Here is a 20,924-nt window from a genome sequence, read left to right as displayed (position 1 = left end):
ATGGGGCATTACGCCCCATTTTTTGTAACCAATTACAGATCAAACTTCACTTCATCTAGAAGTTTGATAGCTGTGCTGTGGTACTCGGCAACTTTATCCAGAGAAACTTCATCTGCTTTGAAGTCACCCCAAGAAGCCACTAGCTCAGAACGCTTAACGCCTTCTTTGACTGGGTACTCGTAGTTAACTTCTGCATACATCTGCTGGGCTTTGTCGCCAGTCAGGAATTCCATCAGCTTCAGGGCATTTTCCTGGTTAGGCGCGTATTTCGCCATTGCCATGCCACTTACGTTTACGTGAGTGCCGTTGTTTTCCTGACCTGGGAAGTTGATGTATACCGCTTCAGCCCAAGACTTCTGCTTGTCATCGTTAACCATTTTGCCTAGGTAGTAGCTGTTACCGATAGCTAGGTCACAAAGACCTTCTTTAACGGCTTTAACCTGCGCACGGTCATTACCCTGCGGCTTACGAGCTAGGTTTGCTTTGTAGCCTTCTAGCCACTCTTTAGTTTCAGCTTCGCCGTAGTGAGCAATCATCGAAGAAACTAGAGAAATGTTGTATGGGTGCTTGCCAGAGCGCGTACAGATTTTGCCTTTCCACTCAGGCTTAGCCAGATCAGCGTAATCGAAATCAGTTGGTAGACGGCCTACACGGTCACGAGAAGAGTAAACGTTACGGGTACGTAGCGTTAGCGCGAACCACTCGTCTTCGTTATCGCGGAACTGTGCAGGTACGTTGGCATCAATCACTTTGCTATCAACAGCCTGTACTAGTTCTTTATCTGAAAGCTCAACCAAGCGGCTGATATCCGTTGTCAATACGACATCTGCAGGGCTGTACTGACCTTCCTGCTGTAGCTTTTCTGCCAAACCTTCTTTAGCAAACTTAACGTTTACTTTAATGCCCGTTTCAGCAGTAAATTCCTTGAACATTGGCTCAACCAAGAATGGCTGACGGTAAGAGTAAACATTCACTTCTTCAGCCGCGATTGCCGCCTGAGGAGCCGCCAAGCCCACTAGAATTGCCGATGCCAACAGCTTTTTCATTATAATCCTTCCCTTAAACGCAAAATGTAATGATAACGGTTATCAATATCGCTCAATTATACTGTAGACGAAAAGCAAAACAATGCGCAAAAGCAAGAAAAAACAAAAAACGCCACCTTTCGGCAGCGTTTTTTTAAAGGTGTGAACTAAATATATGTTACTTATTTCACACTCACAAACTCTGGGTAAGCGTCGATACCACAGTCGTGTAGGTCCATACCCGCCAGCTCTTCTTCTTCTGTTACTCGGATACCTACCGTGTACTTCAACACAGCCCATACCGCCAAGCTTGCCGCGAATACCCAACCGAAGATGACTGCCGCACCCAGAAGCTGAGCACCGAAGGTCGCATCACCGTTGCTGAATGGCACAACCATCAGGCCGAAGAAACCACACACACCGTGCACCGAGATAGCACCGACTGGATCATCAATCTTAATCTTGTCAAAACCGATGATGCTGAAGACCACAAGTGCACCAGCAATCACACCGATAATCACAGAAGCGATTGGCGATGGAGACAGTGGATCCGCCGTAATGGCAACCAGACCAGCAAGCGCGCCGTTGAGGATCATGGTCAAGTCAGCCTTGCCCCAAGTCGTCTTACACACTGCCAGTGCAGCAATGGCACCCGCTGCCGCAGCCGCGTTGGTGTTCAGGAAGATCTGGCCAACTGCTGTTGCGTTTTCGAAGTCAGAAACCATCAGCTGTGAGCCACCGTTGAAGCCGAACCAGCCCAGCCACAGGATGAAGGTACCCAGTGTTGCCAGCGGCATGTTAGAACCCGGGATTGGGTGGACCGCACCGTTCTTGCCGTATTTGCCCTTACGAGCACCCAGTAGCATCACACCCGCTAGCGCTGCAGCAGCACCTGCCATGTGAACAATACCTGAGCCAGCGAAGTCACTGAAGCCAGCTTCAGACAGGAAGCCGCCGCCCCAAGTCCAGTAACCTTCCAGTGGGTAGATGAAGCCAGTCAAAATGACAGAGAAAATGAGGAATGACCACAGCTTCATACGCTCGGCAACTGCACCCGATACAACAGACATAGCCGTCGCAACAAATACTACCTGGAAGAAGAAATCAGATTCCAATGAGTGGTCTGCACCTTCTGCCTGAGTACCAATCAAGGCACCAATCGATGGTAGCCAGCCGCCTTCGCCATTGTCGACATACATAATGTTGTAGCCAACAATCAGGTACATGGTACAAGCGATGGCATACAAGCAGAAGTTCTTGGTTAGAATTTCAGTGGTGTTCTTCGAGCGCACCAAGCCGGCTTCCAGCATGGCAAAGCCCGCTGCCATCCACATAACCAGTGCACCAGAAATCAAAAAGTAAAAAGTATCGAGTGCGTAACGCAGCTCACTTACAGTCGTTGCTAGTTCCATAATCTTCGTCCCCTACGCTTAATTCTTATAACGCTTCTAAATCCGTTTCACCGGTACGAATACGTACTGCATGGTCTAGGTCGTAAACAAAAATCTTGCCGTCACCGATCTTGCCGGTCTGTGCTGCCTTTGAAATGGCTTCGATAATGGCTTCTAGGTTTTCTGCCTGAGTCGCAATTTCTAGCTTCACTTTTGGTAGGAAATCCACCTGGTACTCAGCCCCACGGTACAGTTCGGTGTGGCCTTTCTGGCGACCGAAACCCTTGACCTCTGAGACTGTCATCCCCTCTACACCAACATCTGCTAGCGCTTCACGTACATCGTCCAACTTGAATGGTTTGATTATTGCGTTGATTAATTTCATTGCCTGCTCCTCGAAAACAGAATTCCTTCTCAATCACAGTTCAATAACAAACAAGCAACGTGCCAACTTTTTTAATTCTTTAATTTCAACAACTTAAAATATAATGTGATTTTGATACAAAAAAGGCCGCACCCTAATGGTGCAGCCCTTTCACTAAAATGAAGCATTTTTAGCCGTTCGCCGGCGTCAGAGATCAAAAACGGGTAACGAACGCACGCCATGCCGTCAAAACCTGTGCAAAGTCCTCAAACCCGCACACTGCCACCGCTTCTTCATCATAAAAATCCAGGTTATCTTCCAGCTCGGTGTCATCCTCAGAAAACAGATAGTTAGCCTGTACCACGGCTTCATTGTCCTGCAGGCTCAAGGTCAGCTCGTCACCGATAATTCGCCACTCCTGGGTACTGTTTTTCAATGCACCAAGCTGGGACATCACGGTATCTATCTTATCGAAGTCCTTGCCGATCTCTTCCACCAGCCAACGGCCCAGGGCTTCATGCCCCATTGAGAAAACCGCATGATAGCTACCGTCCAGGGTATTTTTCTTAAAGTCGTAATCCATAGCTATCCTCTGTGTGATGTCAGTGATCTAATGTGCAATGATGGTACACTTGTTTGAGCGGACGGCGTTCTGCCATCCTTCGCGCAAGAGCGCACATTTTCAGGATCTGACACAGAAATGCAACTCAATGCGACCATTGCCCGCCAAATCGTCGAGCGGGCGATGAAAATCATCAAGCACTCGGTCAACGTGATGGACGAATATGGCCGGATCATTGGCTCCGGCGATCCTAGCCGCCTCAACCAGCGCCATGAAGGGGCTATCTTGGCGATCACCGATAACCGGGTGGTTGAAATCGACCCCGGCACCGCGCTGCAACTTAAAGGGGTAAAGCCCGGGATCAACCTGCCAATTGTCTTCCGCGACCAAATTATAGGTGTGGTGGGGATCTCCGGCACACCGGATCAGGTGCGTAACTATGGTGAGCTGGTCAAGATGACCGCCGAGTTGATCGTCGAGCAAGAAGCGCTGATGTCGCAGGTGCAGTGGAACAAGCGCCACCGCGAAGAGTTGGTACTGCAGCTGATCAAAGATACCGAACTCAATGATGCCCAATTAAACTCCATCGCCCAGAAGCTGGATCTTGATCTGGCCCAGCCGCGCATCGCCGCCCTGGTCAAAGTAATCCCTGCCGCTGGTGAATCGCTATCCCTTGAACACCTACAGAAAATGGTCCACCTGCTCGAATACCCCGAGCGCGATAACCTCGTCGGGATCCATTCGGTCTCGCTCAATGAGATAGTGGTACTCAAACCGATCACACTGGAAGATTCAGGTTGGTCGCGTTCTATCGAGCAGAAGCGGATCAACAAACTCATGCGGCGGGTTGCCAAAGAGAGCCATTTCTCAATCCAAATTGCCCTCGGCGACTATTTTCCCGGGCTTCAAGGACTGTCGCGCTCTTTCCAAACTGCCCAGGCGACCCTCAAGGCAGGGAGCAATGAAGAGAGTGTTTTGTTCTACCAAGATCACCTGCTGCCTGTTCTGCTAAGCAGCCTCAAAGATGACCCGTGGCGCTATGAACAACTGATGCAACCACTGGAAGCCCTCAAAGCAAATGACCCTAAAGGCACCCTGCTAAAGACCCTGAAGGTATTTTTTGCTCAGAATTGTGATTTAGCTCAAACGTGCGAAACGCTCCATATTCACCGCAATACCCTGCGTTATAGGCTTGATCGCATCGAACAAGAAACAAATTTAAACATCAATAACTTATCCGATAAAACCCGGTTATACCTCGCCCTCTCCTGCTAGTTCAAAAAAGCCTTAAATTGTGCACTTGCACAAAAATATGATTTTGAGGTGATGATTTTTCGTCACCTCGCCTAAAGCCAAACGCTGCTTGCCCGAGTACATTCCACCGCAGTTAGGAATTTTGATTTTTTCTTTTTTAATTTTGACGTGGAATAGAACATGGTAGAAGTATCAACACTGGGCGCGTTAGCCGCGCTGGTAGTGGCCATTAGCCTGATCCTGAAAAAAGTCCCGCCAGCCTACGGCATGATCATCGGTGCCCTTGTCGGTGGTATCGTCGGTGGCGTATCGCTGACCGATACCGTAAACCTAATGATTGGCGGTGCACAAGGCATTGTCACTGCGGTATTGCGTATCTTGGCAGCCGGTGTACTTGCCGGTGTGTTGATTGAATCTGGTGCCGCGACCTCTATCGCTGAAACCATCGTCAAAAAAGTCGGTGAAACCCGTGCCCTGCTGGCACTGGCTGTCGCAACCATGATCCTGACTGCTGTCGGCGTCTTCGTTGACGTTGCGGTAATCACCGTTGCTCCTATCGCACTGGCTATTGCCCGCCGTGCAGACCTATCGAAAATGGCTATCCTGCTTGCCATGGTCGGTGGCGGTAAGGCCGGTAACATCATGTCGCCGAACCCAAATGCCATTGCTGCAGCCGATGCCTTCAATGTCCCGCTGACGTCTGTCATGGCTGCCGGTGTGATCCCGGGCCTTTGCGGTATGGCTTTCGCCTACTTCATTGCGAAAAAGCTAGTTAACCGTGGTAGCAAAGTTGCCGAGCACGAAGTCGTCAAAATCGACCACAGCCGCCTACCAAAATTCGGCGCTGCGATTGTTGCCCCGCTTATCGCTATTGCCCTGTTGGCACTTCGCCCTATTGCCGGTATCAATGTTGACCCGCTAATCGCCCTACCGCTAGGTGGCTTGGTTGGTGCCGTTGTCATGGGCCGCTTCCGCGATACCAACCACTTTGCGGTGTCTGGCCTAACCCGTATGGCACCTGTTGCGGTCATGCTACTAGGTACCGGTACACTGGCTGGCATCATTGCCAACTCTGGCCTGAAAGACGGCCTAATTGACCTGTTAACTGCATCTGGCCTGCCATCTTACCTGCTAGCCCCAATCTCTGGTTCGATGATGGCACTGGCTACCGCTTCAACCACTGCCGGTACTGCCGTTGCTTCTAGCGTATTTAGCCACACCATCCTTGAGCTTGGCGTACCAGCACTAGCCGGTGCGGCGATGATCCACGCTGGTGCAACTGTACTGGACCACATGCCTCACGGCAGCTTCTTCCATGCCACGGGTGGCGCTGTTCATATGGATATCAAAGAGCGTCTCAAGCTGATCCCTTACGAATCAGCAGTCGGCCTGATGATTGCCGTCGTCTCAACCCTCATTTTCGGTGTATTCGGTTTCTTCGTTTAAGGATTTATAGTCATGAAAATTGTTATTGCCCCAGATTCGTACAAAGAGAGTTTGACAGCCATGGAAGTGGCAACGGCTATCGAGGCGGGTTTCCGCCAAGTCCTGCCGGAAGCGGAGTACCATAAACTACCTATGGCTGATGGCGGTGAAGGCACCGTGCAGTCACTGGTTGATGCCACTAATGGTTCTATTATCGAGCAAGCTGTTACCGGCCCTCTAGGAGAGCAGGTAGAAGGTTTCTACGGTGTAATGGGCGATGGCCGCACCGCAATTATCGAAATGGCTGCAGCCTCTGGCCTACACCTTGTTGAGCCAGAGCTACGCAACCCGCTGAAAACCACGACTTTCGGTACCGGTGAACTTATCAAAGCCGCTCTAGACAAAGGTGTCGAGCATATCATCGTTGGTATTGGTGGCAGTGCCACCAACGACGGTGGTATCGGTATGGCCCAGGCATTGGGTATCCGCCTGCTTGACGAAAACGGTGAAGAGATTGGTTTCGGCGGTGCCGAGCTAGCCCGTATCGCAACCATCGATAAGACCAATCTGGACCCACGCCTTGCAACCGTGAAACTGGAAGTAGCCTGTGACGTCGACAACCCACTATGTGGCCCGAAAGGCGCGTCGCATATCTTCGGCCCACAAAAAGGCGCGACACCAGAAATGGTCGAGCAGCTTGACGCTAACCTGGCCCACTACGCCAGCATCATCAAGGTCCAACTAGGCCGTGATGTGAAAGACATGGCTGGCGCCGGAGCTGCCGGTGGCCTTGGCGCTGCCCTGCTTGGCCTACTAGATGCCAGCCTTCGCCCGGGTATCGACATTGTAATGGATGCGGTTAACCTGCTAGATGTTTGTTCAGATGCTGACTTGGTGATCACCGGTGAAGGCCGCATCGACAGCCAGACCGTACACGGCAAAACCCCAATCGGTGTTGCCCGCACAGCCAAGCGCTTCCATATCCCGGTAGTTGGTATTGCCGGCTGCCTGGCAGCAGACTGTGATGCAGTTTACGACCACGGCATCGACGCAGTATTTAGCGTAACGCCACGTGCTATGGAGCTGAAGACAGCAATGGAAGAAGCCGCGTTCAACGTCGAGATGACCGCACGCAACGTTGCCGCCATGCTGACAGTCGGCAAGCGCTAAGCCATTCCGATTAGCAAACTAATATCAAAAGCCGGTACATCTGTGTCGGCTTTACTTTTTGTCCCCGCTTCACTTACTTTATGTACGAACTGAGAAATTAACCCCCGTGTCTACTTTACGGGGGTCATATCACTCTAGCCTCTAGCCTATTACCCCTCGCCACGCGCCCAGCCTCTACCCCAAAGGTGTTAGCTTCCTCACAGAACCACACATTGATCTTCGCCATTCAGATTAAAGTCATGTCAGCCGTAGTCTAATAGAGCAAGCTCCTCTTTATTCTTTAAAGGATCCTGTCATGGACAAACTACTTGCTCTCCTATCCGGCCGCAACGGATCTCACCGCATCGAAGATCTGCTTCTGCTGTTGCTCCGTTTGGCCATCGGTGGCGCAATGCTGACCCACGGTATCGGCAAAATCATGAACTTCAGCGAACTGGCCCCCACCTTTATCGACCCGTTCGGTATCGGCTCTACCCCGAGCTTGGTGTTGGCAATGCTGGCTGAAGTACTGGGTTCTATCGCCCTGATGCTGGGTGCCTTTACCCGTATCAGCGCGTTGGTGTTGCTGTTTACTATGGGTACGGCAACTTACGCAGTGGGAATGCTGAAAGGTTGGGCGGGCGCAGAACTGGCCTTTATCTACTCGCTGGTCTATTTGACCCTGATGGTACAGGGCGGCGGCCGTATCGGCCTTGAGCATTTCTGGCTCAGCAAGCGCCGCAAAGCCAAGGCTTTGGCGAAAGAAAAAAGCGCATAATTAATAGGTGAGGCCATAAGTTAAAACTGATATCTAAGCAAAAGTTTAAAACCTACCTGCATGGAAGCACCGGGCTGGCGTTCCAGGTCGGAGCTACATGGACGTATTTACGCATTTTTAAAATATTGTTTGATATCAGGCAACCAACAGCGCCTTCTAAACAAAAACGCCTCCAAATGGAGGCGTTTTTATTAGTAGCAACTGAGCCTTAAGCTGGCTGCTGGATAATCACATCATCCGCTTTCTTGGTGTACTGGTCCATGCGGTGGAAGTTGAGGTAACGGTAGGTATCCGCTGCCGTCGCATCAATCTGCTTGGCGTACTCCAGGTACTCTTCCTTGGTCGGGATACGACCAAGGATTGCGCCTACTGCCGCTAACTCTGCTGAAGACAGGTACACATTGGCACCGGTACCCAGACGGTTCGGGAAGTTACGGGTCGATGTCGACATCACCGTTGCGTTGTCGGCAACACGGGCCTGGTTACCCATACACAGTGAACATCCCGGCGTTTCGATACGAACCCCTGCACGGCCGAAGATACCGTAGTAACCTTCTTCGGTCAGTTGGTCCTTATCCATCTTGGTCGGTGGTGCAACCCACAGACGGGTATCAAGCGTACCGCCAAACTTCTCTAGCAGTTTACCTGCCGCACGGAAGTGGCCGATGTTGGTCATACAAGAACCGATGAACACTTCGTCGATAGACGTGCCTTGAACTTCTGACAGCAGGCGAGCATCATCCGGGTCGTTTGGCGCACACAAGATTGGCTCGTCGATTTCAGCCAAATCGATTTCGATAACATGCGCGTACTCGGCATCGCCATCGGCTTCCATCAGCTCAGGGTTTGCCAACCACTCTTCCATCGCCGTGATACGGCGCTCGATGGTACGGCGGTCGCCATAACCTTCAGAGATCATCCACTTAAGCATCACGATGTTCGAGTTCAGGTACTCGGCAATCGACTCTTGAGAAAGTTTAACGGTACAGCCGGCCGCACTACGCTCGGCAGATGCATCGGACAACTCAAACGCCTGCTCAACCGTTAGGTGCTCAACACCTTCGATTTCCAGTACGCGGCCTGAGAACTCATTGATCTTACCGGCTTTCTCAACGGTCAATAGACCCTGTTTAATGCCGTAGTAAGGGATGGCATGAACAAGGTCACGCAGGGTAATGCCTTCTTTCATCTCGCCCTTGAAGCGAACCAAGATAGATTCAGGCATATCAAGCGGCATAACACCGGTTGCTGCCGCAAACGCGACCAAACCAGAACCTGCCGGGAACGAAATACCCAATGGGAAACGGGTATGCGAGTCACCGCCAGTACCTACGGTATCTGGCAATAGCATACGGTTCAGCCATGAGTGGATAACACCATCACCCGGACGTAGCGACACGCCGCCACGGTTCATGATGAAATCAGGTAGGGTATGGTGGGTGTTCACATCAACCGGCTTAGGATAAGCCGAGGTGTGACAGAACGACTGCATAGTCAGTTCAGCCGAGAAGCCTAGACAAGCCAAATCTTTCAGCTCGTCACGGGTCATAGGACCAGTGGTATCTTGCGAACCAACCGTTGTCATTTTCGGCTCACAATATGTGCCAGGGCGAACGCCTTCAACACCACACGCTTTGCCGACCATCTTCTGGGCTAAGGTGTAACCTTTGCCTGAATCTTCAACGGCAACCGGACGGCGGAACACATCAGAAGATGCAAGGCCCAGAGCCTGGCGGGCACGGTCAGTCAGACCACGGCCGATGATCAGAGGAATACGGCCACCGGCACGCACTTCGTCAATCAATACATCGGTTTTCAGCTCGAAGGTAGAAACCACATCGTCGCTACCGTGGCGGCGGACTTCACCTTTGTATGGGTAGACATCAATTACATCACCCATGTTCAGCGCAGTCACATCGACCTCGATTGGCAATGCTCCGGCATCTTCCATGGTATTGAAGAAGATTGGCGCGATCTTACCGCCAAGTACGTAACCACCAGCACGCTTGTTAGGCACGTTAGGGATATCATCGCCCATGAACCACAATACCGAGTTGGTCGCCGACTTACGGGAAGAGCCCGTACCGACTACATCACCGACATAAACTAGTTGGTGGCCTTTTTCTTTCAGTGCTTCAATTTGCTTGATAGGACCGATTGAACCTGGCTGCTCTGGTTCGATACCTTCACGCTCGTTTTTAAGCATCGCAAGGGCGTGTAGCGGGATATCAGGGCGCGACCAGGCATCTGGTGCCGGAGACAGATCATCAGTGTTGGTTTCGCCAGTGACCTTGAATACGGTAAGGGTGATTTTTTCTGCCAGTTCTGGTTTAGACAGGAACCATTCGGCATCAGCCCAAGATTGGATCACCTGCTTGGCAAAGGCATTGCCCGCTTTGGCTTTTTCTTCGACGTCATAGAAGGCATCGAACATCAGTAGAGTATGAGACAGCGCTTTAACCGCAATTGGTGCAAGGGCGTCATCGTCCAACAATGACACCAGCGGCTCGATGTTATAGCCACCTTGCATGGTACCCAGTAGTTCGGCAGCTTTTTCCTTGCTGACGATCGGGGACTGCGCTTCGCCTGTTGTTAGTGCAGCAAGGAAACCCGCCTTCACATAGGCGGCTTCATCTACACCAGGGGGAATACGATTTTCCAGGAGATCTAGCAGAAAGGCTTCTTCACCGGCTGGTGGAGTCTTCAGTAATTCAACCAGGGCGGCAACCTGCTCAGCATCGAGCGGCTTTGGAACAATTCCTTCTGCAGCACGTTCTTCGACGTGTTTACGGTAGGCTTCAAGCACGACATATTCCTCATTTTAGGTTTGGCCGCGATGGCCAAACATCCTTGGAAGTGATTGATCTGCCGTTAGCATGCTGGAAGGGCTTGTTATTCCTTCTGTCACATAAGAAATGTTACTATTTCAGCCAACGGAGACCAAAACCGTTCATCGAGCATACCAGATTTAACGTAATATTAAAATCCGGTCGTTTTTTACAACATTCACAAATTTTGAATAAATGTAAGCAACTGTTGAGCTCACCGTTGGCTTTTTACCTTGATATCAGCCTGTTAAATTACAGCGCCCCGCCAAAGAAGACATAAAATGCATGGTTTGACTGTTCGGTACGCCCATAGGCCAAGATCAGTGGTCCCATCGGAGTGGTGATACCTGAGTACAAACTACCCGCGGTGTAAAGCGGTACATCCTTGAAATCCAGTTCGGGATCGTTGTATATCCCGCCGTACTCTAACGAGCCACCGAAGAAGACCGAAGACTTGAATAGGCCAAAATCCTGCTCCATCAGGTTGTAGCGGTAAATTGCTGCACCAAAGAGTTTGTTGTTACCCGATAGGCTATTTTTCGGGATCCCAGACAGGTTGAGAAAGCCCCCCAACTCTTTAGGGTCAAGCCTCAGGTCAAGGTCCGAGCGAATCCGGCCATATTCCAGCTTGCCCATGAAGGTATGGTCACCATAAGTCACAGCACCCTTCCAGTTTGCATCGATATGAACAGAAAAATCATCGAGCTCAACCCCAAATCTGCGGGCAACGTCTTCCGACCCAGCCAGTTCAAGCTCCAACAAATTACCCTGCTTGGGCAACATAAAATCATCCAGGGTATCAAGGCTGTAGCGGATATAGCCAATTTGACTCCTACGTTTTTGCACCCCAAACTCGGGGAACCCCAGCACTTCAGTTTCACCACTTAGGTAGCGCATGCCAATCCGGAATTCCTGCCAAAGAGTTGGTTGCCAGCCAAACGATGCATCAAAAACAGTATCGGTATAGGTGGCAGGAAAGAAGGAATCAATGTCTTCCAAAACAGGCTCGTCTTCATTGAGCGGGATATTGTAATCGGTATTCTTGTACTCGGCGCTTATTAGGGTAAACCAATCATTGTCTTTGACAAACGGCAGGTAAAGCCCGGTGGCAATACGCTTGTCCGAGCCATATTCCAACTCCGTACGCCACTCAGCCCCGGCCCGGCTCAGCCCGGTAACATTGAACGCTATACCGAAGGAATAATCGGTACTGTTTTCAAAATCATCCTCAAGGGCAAAACGGAAGTCAATAAAGTTCGGTCCCCAGCTTTTTTCCCTGACATCGAGCAAAATGACATTCTCATCATCGATTTGCTCTATCCGGTAATCGACCCGCTCAAAGCGATCCAAGGCATAGAGGCTACGCACACTCTCATCAAGCTCTTCAGAGCTGATCACCTTGCCTGCCTCAAGTTGCAGGCGTCGCAGCAGCACATCGTCGGAATAGCTACTGTTGTTCTTCAGCCGTATCTCGTCCACGACCAGTTCGTCGAGCGGGACAAGTTGGCGTCGGCGAAGCTGTTTCTGGTCAATATAGTTCTGGAACCAGGTGCTGCGGCCAAGGTGGGCAAGCTCATCGGCCATTGCCATCACCTCGACATAGCCGCTTTCGAAGGCCAAAGGCATCCGGGCAAAATCGGCGGTTTTAATACCCCTGATATTCGGCCTGATCAGGAAATCTTCATCCGACAGCAACGCAATCTGACGATCGGCATTATCACGCACCATAAAGTCTGTCAGCTGGTCCATCACCGCAAAATAGCTGCTGAGCTCATCGCGCTTTTTGAATTCGTTGCTGATATCAACCGCAATAATGATATCGGCCCCCATGTTGCGCACGACCTCTATCGGCAGGTTGTCGGTGATGCCACCATCCACCAGCAACTTGCCATTGAGCTCTTTGGGTGGAAGTAGGCCAGGGATAGACATACTGGCCTGCATCACCTCAGCCAAATCGCCCTTATCAAGCACCACCGGCTCTAAGTTTTCGATATCTGTTGCCACCGCGCGGTATGGGATCACCAGTTGGTCAAAATTCTCGAACACCGGCAGGTTGCCTGATGTCGAGCGTAGGATCTCGCCCATCGTCTGGCCCTGTACGATCCCTCTCGGTGCCCTCACCTCCCAAAAGCCAAAGCCCAACTCGCTGCTTACCTGGTATCGGTCTTCCTGCTGCTTTTCCCGCACCCGGCGGTCGCCGCGTTTCACCCTGTCCTGGTAGCCCTGTTCCCAGTCGACACTGGTTAGCAGGGCTTCAATCTCATCAGCACTCATCCCGGTAGCGTACAAGCCGCCAACATAGGCCCCCATACTGGTACCGGCAATATAATCCACCGGGATCTGGAGATCTTCCAGCGCTTTAAGCACACCGATATGGGCGGCACCTTTGGCTCCGCCACCGCCCAGCACCACCCCAACCTTAGGGCGTTCTTTGGCAAACGCAAAAGAAGAAAAAGTTACGCTGAACAAGCACAAAAATGTGATACTTAGCACTAAAGTTCTGCAACAGGAGTGCAGATAACATAACACGCTGTGAGTTGCCGCAAATGGCTGTTCTTGAGTCATGGGCTACTTATTCCGTGAACGCATTTTCGTTCACATCTTCAGACAAAACTATAAAGACTATGAAGTTCAACCAATTCACAATCAAACAAAAGCTGATCCTAGCTATGGTCCTTGCGGTTCTCGCTTCTACCTTGCTAGTTGGCATTATTAGCCAGAAACAATCTAGGCAAGTGGTCGAAAACCGGTTAATGCAGTCGGAGCTTCCCGCTACCCTGCTACAAATCCGCAATACCATTGATAAAGAAGTGTCACTGATGCTGGCAGCTGCCGAGCAGTTGGCCTCCAGCCGTTTTATTACCGACCTTTATCATGATGGTAGAACGCAAGCCGATGAAAACAAAATCATCCAGCGGCTGAATGATATCAAAAACCAATACCAATTGTTCGATGCCTCAGTTGCTGATCGTACCAGTGGTGATTATTGGAACCAGAACGGTTTTCTACGTCGTTTGACCCCGCAGCAAGATGCCTGGTTCTATAACTTCACCCAATCAGGCCAAGCACGTTCATTAAGTGTATTCCGCGAGAATAACGGCGATATGAAGCTATTCGTTAACTACCAGCAATTACATGGCAAAGGCATGGCCGGACTCTCTAAGTCGCTAGGTGAGATGGTGCGCTTTATCAACCAATTCCAATTGGAGCAAAGCGGCTTTGTATTCCTTACCGATAGCCAAGGCCTAGTCCAAATCCACCGAGACAAAGGCGTAATGGGTAAAATGAAGCTATCGAACCTCTATGGCGCCCAGGCAGCAGCAAGTTTGATGGCTAAAGACGATTTCAATATTGTCCAGCACACTATCAATGGCAAAGATGTATTGGTGGCCACCAGCTACATCCCATCCATGGATTGGTATGTTGTGGCCCAGCTGCCCCTTGAGGAAGCCTTTGCCGAGCTCAACCAAGCTCGTCAGCAAATCATGTTGTGGACGGCAGGTATCGCGGCTGTCTTTGTCTTGCTGGCTATCTGGTTAGGTACCAACATCACCCAGCCAATTGCACGCCTAGCGGCAATGTTCAAGGATCTTGGTGAAGGTGAAGGGGATCTGCGCCATCGTATTGAAGTAGCAGGCAACGATGAAATTGCCCAGCTGTCATCAGGCTTCAATAGCTTTATCGGTAAGATCCATTATTCAGTGAAAGAAGTGGCCGAAACCGGGAACAGCCTGCGTGAAGCTGCGGAATCTGTCGCCCATCAGGCGGAAATTACCCTAGATACCAGCCACAGCCAACGTGACCGTACTATTCAGGTCGTGACGGCGATTAACGAGATGGGTGCTACGGTTAATGAGATCGCCAACAATGCCGCACAGGCAGCCGATGCCGCGCACAATGCCGAGAACGAAACCCAGAGCGGCCAGCAGGTAGTCAGCCAAGCCCGTGACACCATCAACCAGCTGTCCAATGATGTTACTCAGGTCAGCGAGGTGATTGAATCGCTCGCCAGCAATACCCAAGCGATCGGCAGCATCCTTGATGTGATCCGGGGTATTTCCGAACAGACCAACCTGCTGGCACTCAACGCCGCCATTGAAGCAGCCCGCGCCGGTGAACAAGGCCGAGGTTTTGCCGTTGTGGCCGATGAGGTCCGCAGCCTCGCTAGCCGCACGGCAGATTCGACCGATGAAATCCAAGCAATGATCAACCGCCTGCAAGAAGAGGCAAGTAATGCGGTCAATGCCATGGTACAGAGCCGTCAACTGACCTCCGACGGAGTCTCAGCGGCAGATGAAGCTTCAGGTGCCCTATTGTCGATTTCTGATCGTATCACCCTGATTTCAGACATGAACACTCAGGTAGCAACGGCAACGGAAGAGCAGTCAACCGTGGTTAGCGATATTAATTGCAACATTGAAGATATCAACGAGACGACCCAGCGCACTGCAGATACGGCTTCCCAGCTGGCGCAATCAAGCCAAGAGTTGCGTGACCTATCCAAGCGCCTGGATGATATGGTCGGCACCTTCAAGTTGTAACGCACTGGGTTGTGTAAGTTACAGCGATAATTTGCATTTTTTTGTCCTAAGGAGAGCACACCGCTCTCCTTTTTTTGCCACCAACCTAGCCACTCTTTCCCCTCTTCACCGACAGAATGCGTCGCAAACTAAAAATAACTTCGCCGATAAATTAATTAAAATTTGCAGCAACTTACTATCCCCAAGCCAACCACAAGAACAAAGACCAACAAAAACAAAGGCTTAAATAACTGGCACTAAATTTGATTCATATCCACCAGTCATAGGGGGATTTTTACAATGGATAGAAAAATTATACTTTCAGTCGTGCCTTTTTTGCTGTGGAGCCAATACGGCCACAGTGCAGCTTTTGATACTTGTCCTTACACTGCTTTCCTAATGCAGGACAAGCAAACCAACGTATATGGCGTCAATTTGCTGACCGGTGCATACCAGACCCTACAAACGGATATTGGCCAAGTGGGTAACCTCAACGCAGCGGGCTACAACGAAACCGACAACTTTATCTATGCCTTTAATACCACCAACAAGAAAGTGGTCAGGGTCGGAAATGATTTCACTGCTACCGACCTACCGGTGACGGGCCTGCCAGACTCACCTTTTTACGTCGGAGATGTCGCCAACAACACCTACTACCTCTACCGCTCGGGTCTCTACACTATCCCACTCGATGAGAGCAGTCCTGACTACCTCAAGGCAAGCAAGATAGAGGGCAGTGATTCGAGTATGAAATTAACAGATTTCGCCTTCCACCCAGAAGATGGCAACATCTATGCGGTCGACAACAAACGAGGCTATTTCTACCGCATCAACCCAAACGATGGCAGCAAGACTATCCTGGGTAATGCCGGTGTGACAGGGACATTCGGTGCAGCCTATTTCGAGGCCAGCGGCAAATTCTATTTCAGCCGCAACCAAGACGGGATCATCTTTACCATTGATGTCTCAGACCCTGACAATATTAACCCTACCGCCACCCAGTTTGCCGCTGGGCCAAAATCCGGCCTTAATGACGGTGTCCGCTGTGCCTCTGCCCCCGTCGCCATCGAAGCGATAGACCTTGGCGACGCCCCCGACTCCTACCAGACCTCAGTTGACAACAACGGTGCCCGTCACGATCAGAGCAACAATAGCCTATATCTTGGTGGGATTGCGCCAGATAGTGAGTCAGTTGTTGGTACCAGCGATGATGAAACCGGTATTGATGACGAAGATGGCGTTATCATCACCCCGCTACAAAACGGCGAACAGGCGATGATAACTGTCACTGCCAACCAGTCAGGTGGTTTCCTCAACGCCTGGATTGACTGGAACAAAGACGGTGACTTCAATGACACCAGCGAGCAGATCAGCACCGGCCAAGCCCTGTCAGCCGGTATGAACTCCATCGTAGTCAATGTGCCCGACTTCATTACCGCCGGTGATACCTGGGCCCGATTCCGCTTCAGCAGCGCGCAGAGCCTACCAGCCTTTGGCGGTGCACCTGACGGCGAGGTGGAAGACTACCAAGTCACATTGGAAAATGACCAGCTCAATACCTTCCGCTACGGGCCTTTCACTGCTGCCTTCGAAGACAGCTGGCCACGCGAAGGCGACTATGACCTCAATGATGTGGTAATGCGTTATCAGGTCGAAATTAAAACCGACCAAAACAGCGATACCCGCCAGATCAAAATCAACGGTACCCTGCAGGCACTCGGCGCCGACTACCACAATGGTTTTGGCATCCACCTGCCGCTGCTTGCCCGCAACTCGGTTGATGAAGGCAACATCCTATTCAGTCGCAACGGTAGCTTGGTTGCCGACTCACCACTGGAAGCTGGTCAAGGCAATGCGGTACTGATTATCTCCAACGATCTCAATGCCGATGTCCAAACGGGCTGCCGATTCCATCGCACCCGTGAAAACTGCCAGGAAGTAGAGAAATTCAGCTTCTCGGTCACCATCCCACTGGACGCTGGCGTGAAATCCTGGACCTTGCCGGCAGCGCCATTTGACCCCTTTATTTTCGCGGTGGATGGCCTGCACCATGGCGCTGATACTTCTCTTGGCCGTGGATTGGAGATCCACCTCGACGACTACGAGCCAACCCAACTCGGCAACGCCAGCCTGGAGCTGATGGGCAATTACGATGACCGAAGCGATAGCGGCCTTGGCAGCCTATACCGCACTGAAAATGGATTGCCTTGGGGCTTTATCATCACCGAAAGCTGGTCCCACCCACTGGAGCAGGTCGATATGTTACTGGCCTACCCACGCTTCTTTGATTACGCCACTTCAGGTAACCATGTTGACTGGTTCACCCGAGGTAAGCGTGTCAGCCAACATATCTACGGCTTGGAATAAAGGGAGATTTCCGTTATGAAACAGTACAAACAACTACTTTGCGGCTGGATATTGGCGATGGGACTTACTGCATGCGGCGGTGGTGGCGGAGGTGGAGACAGTGCCTCTTCGGGTAGCTCTCCTGCCGATGCGAGTGGAAGCAGCGAGGAAGAACCGGTCACTATGGCGAGCATCAAGGTTGCCCCGGGTTACGACTTCACCACTAGCCAACAACTTGAAGTCAACGTTGATGTCAGCGCCGTGACCGACCAGCGCGCCTACATCGCCTTCTACCAAGACTGGAGCGGGAGTGACAGCAACCCGGTCCCTAACCCGGACTCCCAGCTGCTGATGAAGGTCACCGACAACGGCAAGCTCAGCCAAACAATAACCATCGGCAAGCAGCAACAATCGCTGCTGATGGTAGTAATGTTCGCAGATACTGGTATCAGCCCTGTTACCGATGTGTTTGCGGTGGATGGCGAGGGGTATGCGTATCCATAAATAGGGGGCTGGATCCTAGTTCCTAGATTCTGGGGAGGCTGGGCTCGGGGGAAACCTCAGTCAAAACTGACGTATGAAATTCTTAATTCAGACTTTGCCTTCCCTTGGCCCGATTAGTGCTCCTTCCAGGATCTAGGTTCTAGGATCTTCCCTTCCCAAACGCAAAAAAGCGCCCTAGGGCGCTTTTTTCATATCTTTCAAAGCTGCAAGAATTACTTCTTACGCTTAACCGCTTTCGGGTTAGGAAGGTCAGTGATTGAACCTTCGAATACCTCTGCAGCCAGGCCAACAGATTCGTGTAGCGTTGGGTGAGCGTGGATAGTCAGAGCGATATCCTCTGCATCACAGCCCATCTCGATCGCTAGACCGATTTCACCCAGCAGCTCACCACCGTTAGTACCTACGATAGCACCACCGATCACACGGTGAGTGTCTTTGTCGAAGATCATCTTCGTCATACCGTCTGCACAGTCAGAAGCGATTGCACGGCCAGAAGCTGCCCATGGGAATGTCGCCACTTCGTAGTTGATGCCTTCAGCTTTTGCTTCTTTCTCGGTCTTACCAACCCATGCCACTTCTGGCTCGGTGTAAGCGATTGAAGGAATAACTTTAGGGTCGAAGTAGTGCTTCTTACCAGAGATAACTTCAGCGGCAACGTGGCCTTCATGCACACCTTTGTGAGCAAGCATTGGCTGGCCAACGATGTCACCGATAGCGTGGATGTGAGCAACGTTAGTACGCATCTGCTTGTCAACGTTGATGAAGCCGCGCTCGTCAACTTCGATACCCGCTTTCTCTGCGTCGATCAGCTTACCGTTTGGTACACGGCCGATTGCCACAAGAACAGCGTCGTAACGTACTGGCTCAGCAGGTGCTTTCTTGCCTTCCATTGATACGTAGATACCGTCTTCACGCGCTTCAACAGCGGTGACTTTGGTTTCTAGCATCAGGTTGAATTTCTTCTTGATGCGCTTGGTGAAGACTTTAACGATGTCTTTGTCAGCAGCAGGGATAACCTGGTCGAACATCTCAACCACGTCGATCTCTGAACCCAGCGCGTGGTATACCGTACCCATTTCAAGGCCGATGATACCGCCACCCATTACAAGTAGCTTCTCAGGAACTTCTTTCAGCTCAAGCGCGTCAGTTGAGTCCCAGATACGTGGGTCTTCGTGCGGGATGAAAGGTAGCTCGATAGGACGAGAACCTGCCGCAACGATAGCGTTGTCGAAGTTGATAGTCGTTTGACCTTCTTCGCCTTCCACAACGATAGTGTTAGGACCAGTAAACTTACCGTAACCGTTAACTACGTTAACTTTACGCATCTTAGCCATGCCGCCAAGACCGCCAGTTAGCTGGTTAATTACTTTTTCTTTCCATAGACGGATCTTAGAGATATCAGTCTGTGGTTCACCAAATACGATACCGTGATCGGCCATCGCTTTAGCTTCTTCGATTACTTTAGCAACGTGAAGCAGGGCTTTAGATGGGATACAGCCCACGTTTAGACATACACCACCTAGCGTGCTGTATTTTTCGATTAGAACCGTGTCTAGGCCTAGGTCGGCGCAACGGAATGCCGCAGAGTATCCTGCAGGGCCTGAACCCAACACCACTACCTGGGCTTTAATTTCTTTACTCATCATGACCTCGTTGTAAGTCTTTTATCCCTAACAGGCTAAGTATTCGTGTTCTACTTTTTTTGTTTCAGCTGGCTAACGATTTTACAGAGGTGTTAACAAACTGAAAAGTAAATTGCTATAGCCTGTGAGCTACACAACACTTCCATGCCCGCTTTTGCAGGCATGGAGGTTGGGTTAGGAAACCTTAAAGTACCAGACGGCGAATGTCAGACAGACACGCGTTCAGGTATGTGATGAAGCGAGCACCTTCCGCGCCATCGATCACACGGTGGTCGTATGATAGAGACAGAGGAAGCTGTAGGCGTGGTTCGAACTCTTTGCCGTTCCACACAGGCTTCATTTCAGACTTAGATACACCCAGGATACCAACTTCTGGTGCATTCACGATTGGTGTGAACGCAGTACCGCCGATACCGCCTAGGCTTGAGATAGTGAAACAGCCACCCTGCATGTCAGCAGCAGTTAGCTTGCCAGCACGTGCCTTCTTAGACACTGCCATTAGCTCTTCAGATAGCTCGTAAATACCTTTCTTGTTCACGTCTTTGAACACAGGAACAACTAGGCCGTTTGGTGTATCAACAGCGATACCCACGTTTACGTACTTCTTCAGGATCAAGCTTTCGTTGTCTTCAGACAGCGAAGAGTTGAACGCTGGGAAGGCTTCTAGCGCTTTCGCTACCGCTTTCATGATGAATACAAGCGGAGTGATCTTCATGCCAGTATCTTTCTTCGCTTCGATAGCATTCTGCTCTTTACGGAATGCTTCTAGCTCAGTGATATCTGCGTTGTCCCACTGTGTAACGTGAGGGATCATTACCCAGTTACGGTGCAGGTTAGCGCCAGAGATCTTCTTGATGCGAGATAGAGGCTTAGTTTCAGTCTCACCGAACTTGCTGAAGTCAACTTTCGGCCATGGTAGTAGGCCAAGTGCAGAGCCGTCGCCCTTGCCAGATGCCGCAGCACCAGACTCAAGACGCTTAAGTGCTTCTTTAACGAAGTTCTGAACGTCTTCTTTCAGGATACGGTTCTTACGGCCAGTACCTTTAACCTTAGACAGGTTAACACCGAACTCGCGAGCTAGACGGCGAACAACTGGAGACGCGTGAGCGTACTCGTTGTTTTCCTGGAAGTCGCC

The 20,924-nt window shown here is 50.9% G+C and carries 15 protein-coding genes; 7 read left to right on the top strand and 8 right to left on the bottom strand.

The genetic code is table 11. The features are described from left to right. Positions 1-32: 32 nt before the first annotated feature. The 4 genes from C9J01_RS26855 to C9J01_RS26840 form a co-directional block, all read right to left on the bottom strand. Positions 33-1,046, bottom strand: coding sequence for a Fe(3+) ABC transporter substrate-binding protein (locus C9J01_RS26855; protein ID WP_107301153.1), 1,014 nt, complete (start codon positions 1,044-1,046; stop codon positions 33-35). A 161-nt stretch (positions 1,047-1,207) separates the two neighbouring features. Beyond that, positions 1,208-2,437 carry an ammonium transporter gene (locus C9J01_RS26850; protein WP_107301152.1) on the bottom strand — a complete coding sequence of 410 codons (1,230 nt, stop codon included), beginning with the start codon at positions 2,435-2,437 and terminating at the stop codon, positions 1,208-1,210. A 25-nt stretch (positions 2,438-2,462) separates the two neighbouring features. After that, entirely contained in the window at positions 2,463-2,801 is a 339-nt protein-coding gene (locus C9J01_RS26845) for a P-II family nitrogen regulator (RefSeq protein ID WP_107301151.1), read from the bottom strand. Positions 2,802-2,994: 193 nt separating this feature from the next. Then, the gene (locus C9J01_RS26840; protein ID WP_107301150.1) at positions 2,995-3,363 is read right to left on the bottom strand and encodes a YacL family protein; all 369 of its coding nucleotides are present in this window, start codon (positions 3,361-3,363) and stop codon (positions 2,995-2,997) included. Between the two features lie 117 nt (positions 3,364-3,480). On the opposite strand from C9J01_RS26840, the gene C9J01_RS26835 reads away from it, so the two are divergent. The 4 genes from C9J01_RS26835 (at position 3,481) to C9J01_RS26820 (ending at position 7,948) form a co-directional block, all read left to right on the top strand. Further along, positions 3,481-4,617: a sugar diacid recognition domain-containing protein gene (locus C9J01_RS26835; RefSeq protein WP_107301149.1), complete on the top strand. Its 1,137-nt coding sequence runs from the start codon at positions 3,481-3,483 to the stop codon at positions 4,615-4,617. Positions 4,618-4,776: 159 nt separating this feature from the next. Beyond that, entirely contained in the window at positions 4,777-6,042 is a 1,266-nt protein-coding gene (locus C9J01_RS26830; RefSeq protein WP_107301148.1) for a GntP family permease, read from the top strand. 12 nt (positions 6,043-6,054) lie between these two features. Next, positions 6,055-7,191, top strand: coding sequence for a glycerate kinase (locus tag C9J01_RS26825; protein ID WP_107301147.1), 1,137 nt, complete (start codon positions 6,055-6,057; stop codon positions 7,189-7,191). A 295-nt stretch (positions 7,192-7,486) separates the two neighbouring features. Further along, a complete protein-coding gene (locus C9J01_RS26820; protein WP_107301146.1) occupies positions 7,487-7,948 on the top strand; it encodes a DoxX family protein in 462 nt (153 codons plus the stop codon). 208 nt (positions 7,949-8,156) lie between these two features. Here C9J01_RS26820 and acnB read toward each other — a convergent pair whose 3' ends face one another. Next, positions 8,157-10,754: a bifunctional aconitate hydratase 2/2-methylisocitrate dehydratase gene (gene acnB, locus C9J01_RS26815; protein WP_107301145.1), complete on the bottom strand. Its 2,598-nt coding sequence runs from the start codon at positions 10,752-10,754 to the stop codon at positions 8,157-8,159. Positions 10,755-11,028: 274 nt separating this feature from the next. Beyond that, positions 11,029-13,269: a patatin-like phospholipase family protein gene (locus C9J01_RS26810; RefSeq protein ID WP_237157070.1), complete on the bottom strand. Its 2,241-nt coding sequence runs from the start codon at positions 13,267-13,269 to the stop codon at positions 11,029-11,031. A gap of 131 nt (positions 13,270-13,400) precedes the next feature. Here C9J01_RS26810 and C9J01_RS26805 point away from each other — a divergent pair, with 131 nt between their 5' ends. The 3 genes from C9J01_RS26805 (at position 13,401) to C9J01_RS26795 (ending at position 18,146) form a co-directional block, all read left to right on the top strand. Beyond that, positions 13,401-15,317, top strand: coding sequence for a methyl-accepting chemotaxis protein (locus C9J01_RS26805; RefSeq protein WP_107301174.1), 1,917 nt, complete (start codon positions 13,401-13,403; stop codon positions 15,315-15,317). A 279-nt stretch (positions 15,318-15,596) separates the two neighbouring features. Beyond that, the gene (locus C9J01_RS26800; protein ID WP_107301143.1) at positions 15,597-17,663 is read left to right on the top strand and encodes an LruC domain-containing protein; all 2,067 of its coding nucleotides are present in this window, start codon (positions 15,597-15,599) and stop codon (positions 17,661-17,663) included. A gap of 15 nt (positions 17,664-17,678) precedes the next feature. Next, positions 17,679-18,146, top strand: a complete 468-nt coding sequence (locus C9J01_RS26795; protein ID WP_107301142.1) for a hypothetical protein — start codon at positions 17,679-17,681, stop codon at positions 18,144-18,146. A 212-nt stretch (positions 18,147-18,358) separates the two neighbouring features. Here C9J01_RS26795 and lpdA read toward each other — a convergent pair whose 3' ends face one another. Beyond that, complete coding sequence (gene lpdA / locus C9J01_RS26790; protein ID WP_107301141.1) at positions 18,359-19,789, bottom strand: dihydrolipoyl dehydrogenase; 1,431 nt, start codon at positions 19,787-19,789, stop codon at positions 18,359-18,361. A 184-nt stretch (positions 19,790-19,973) separates the two neighbouring features. After that, positions 19,974-20,924 (bottom strand): 2-oxo acid dehydrogenase subunit E2 (locus C9J01_RS26785; protein WP_201797876.1); only part of this gene is annotated, 951 nt, incomplete at its 5' end.

The sequence above is a fragment of the Photobacterium rosenbergii genome (assembly GCF_003026455.1).
Lineage (GTDB): Bacteria > Pseudomonadota > Gammaproteobacteria > Enterobacterales > Vibrionaceae > Photobacterium > Photobacterium rosenbergii.
The sequence above is the reverse complement of the archived record's forward strand: the minus strand, read 5'-3'. Positions and strand labels throughout refer to the sequence as shown.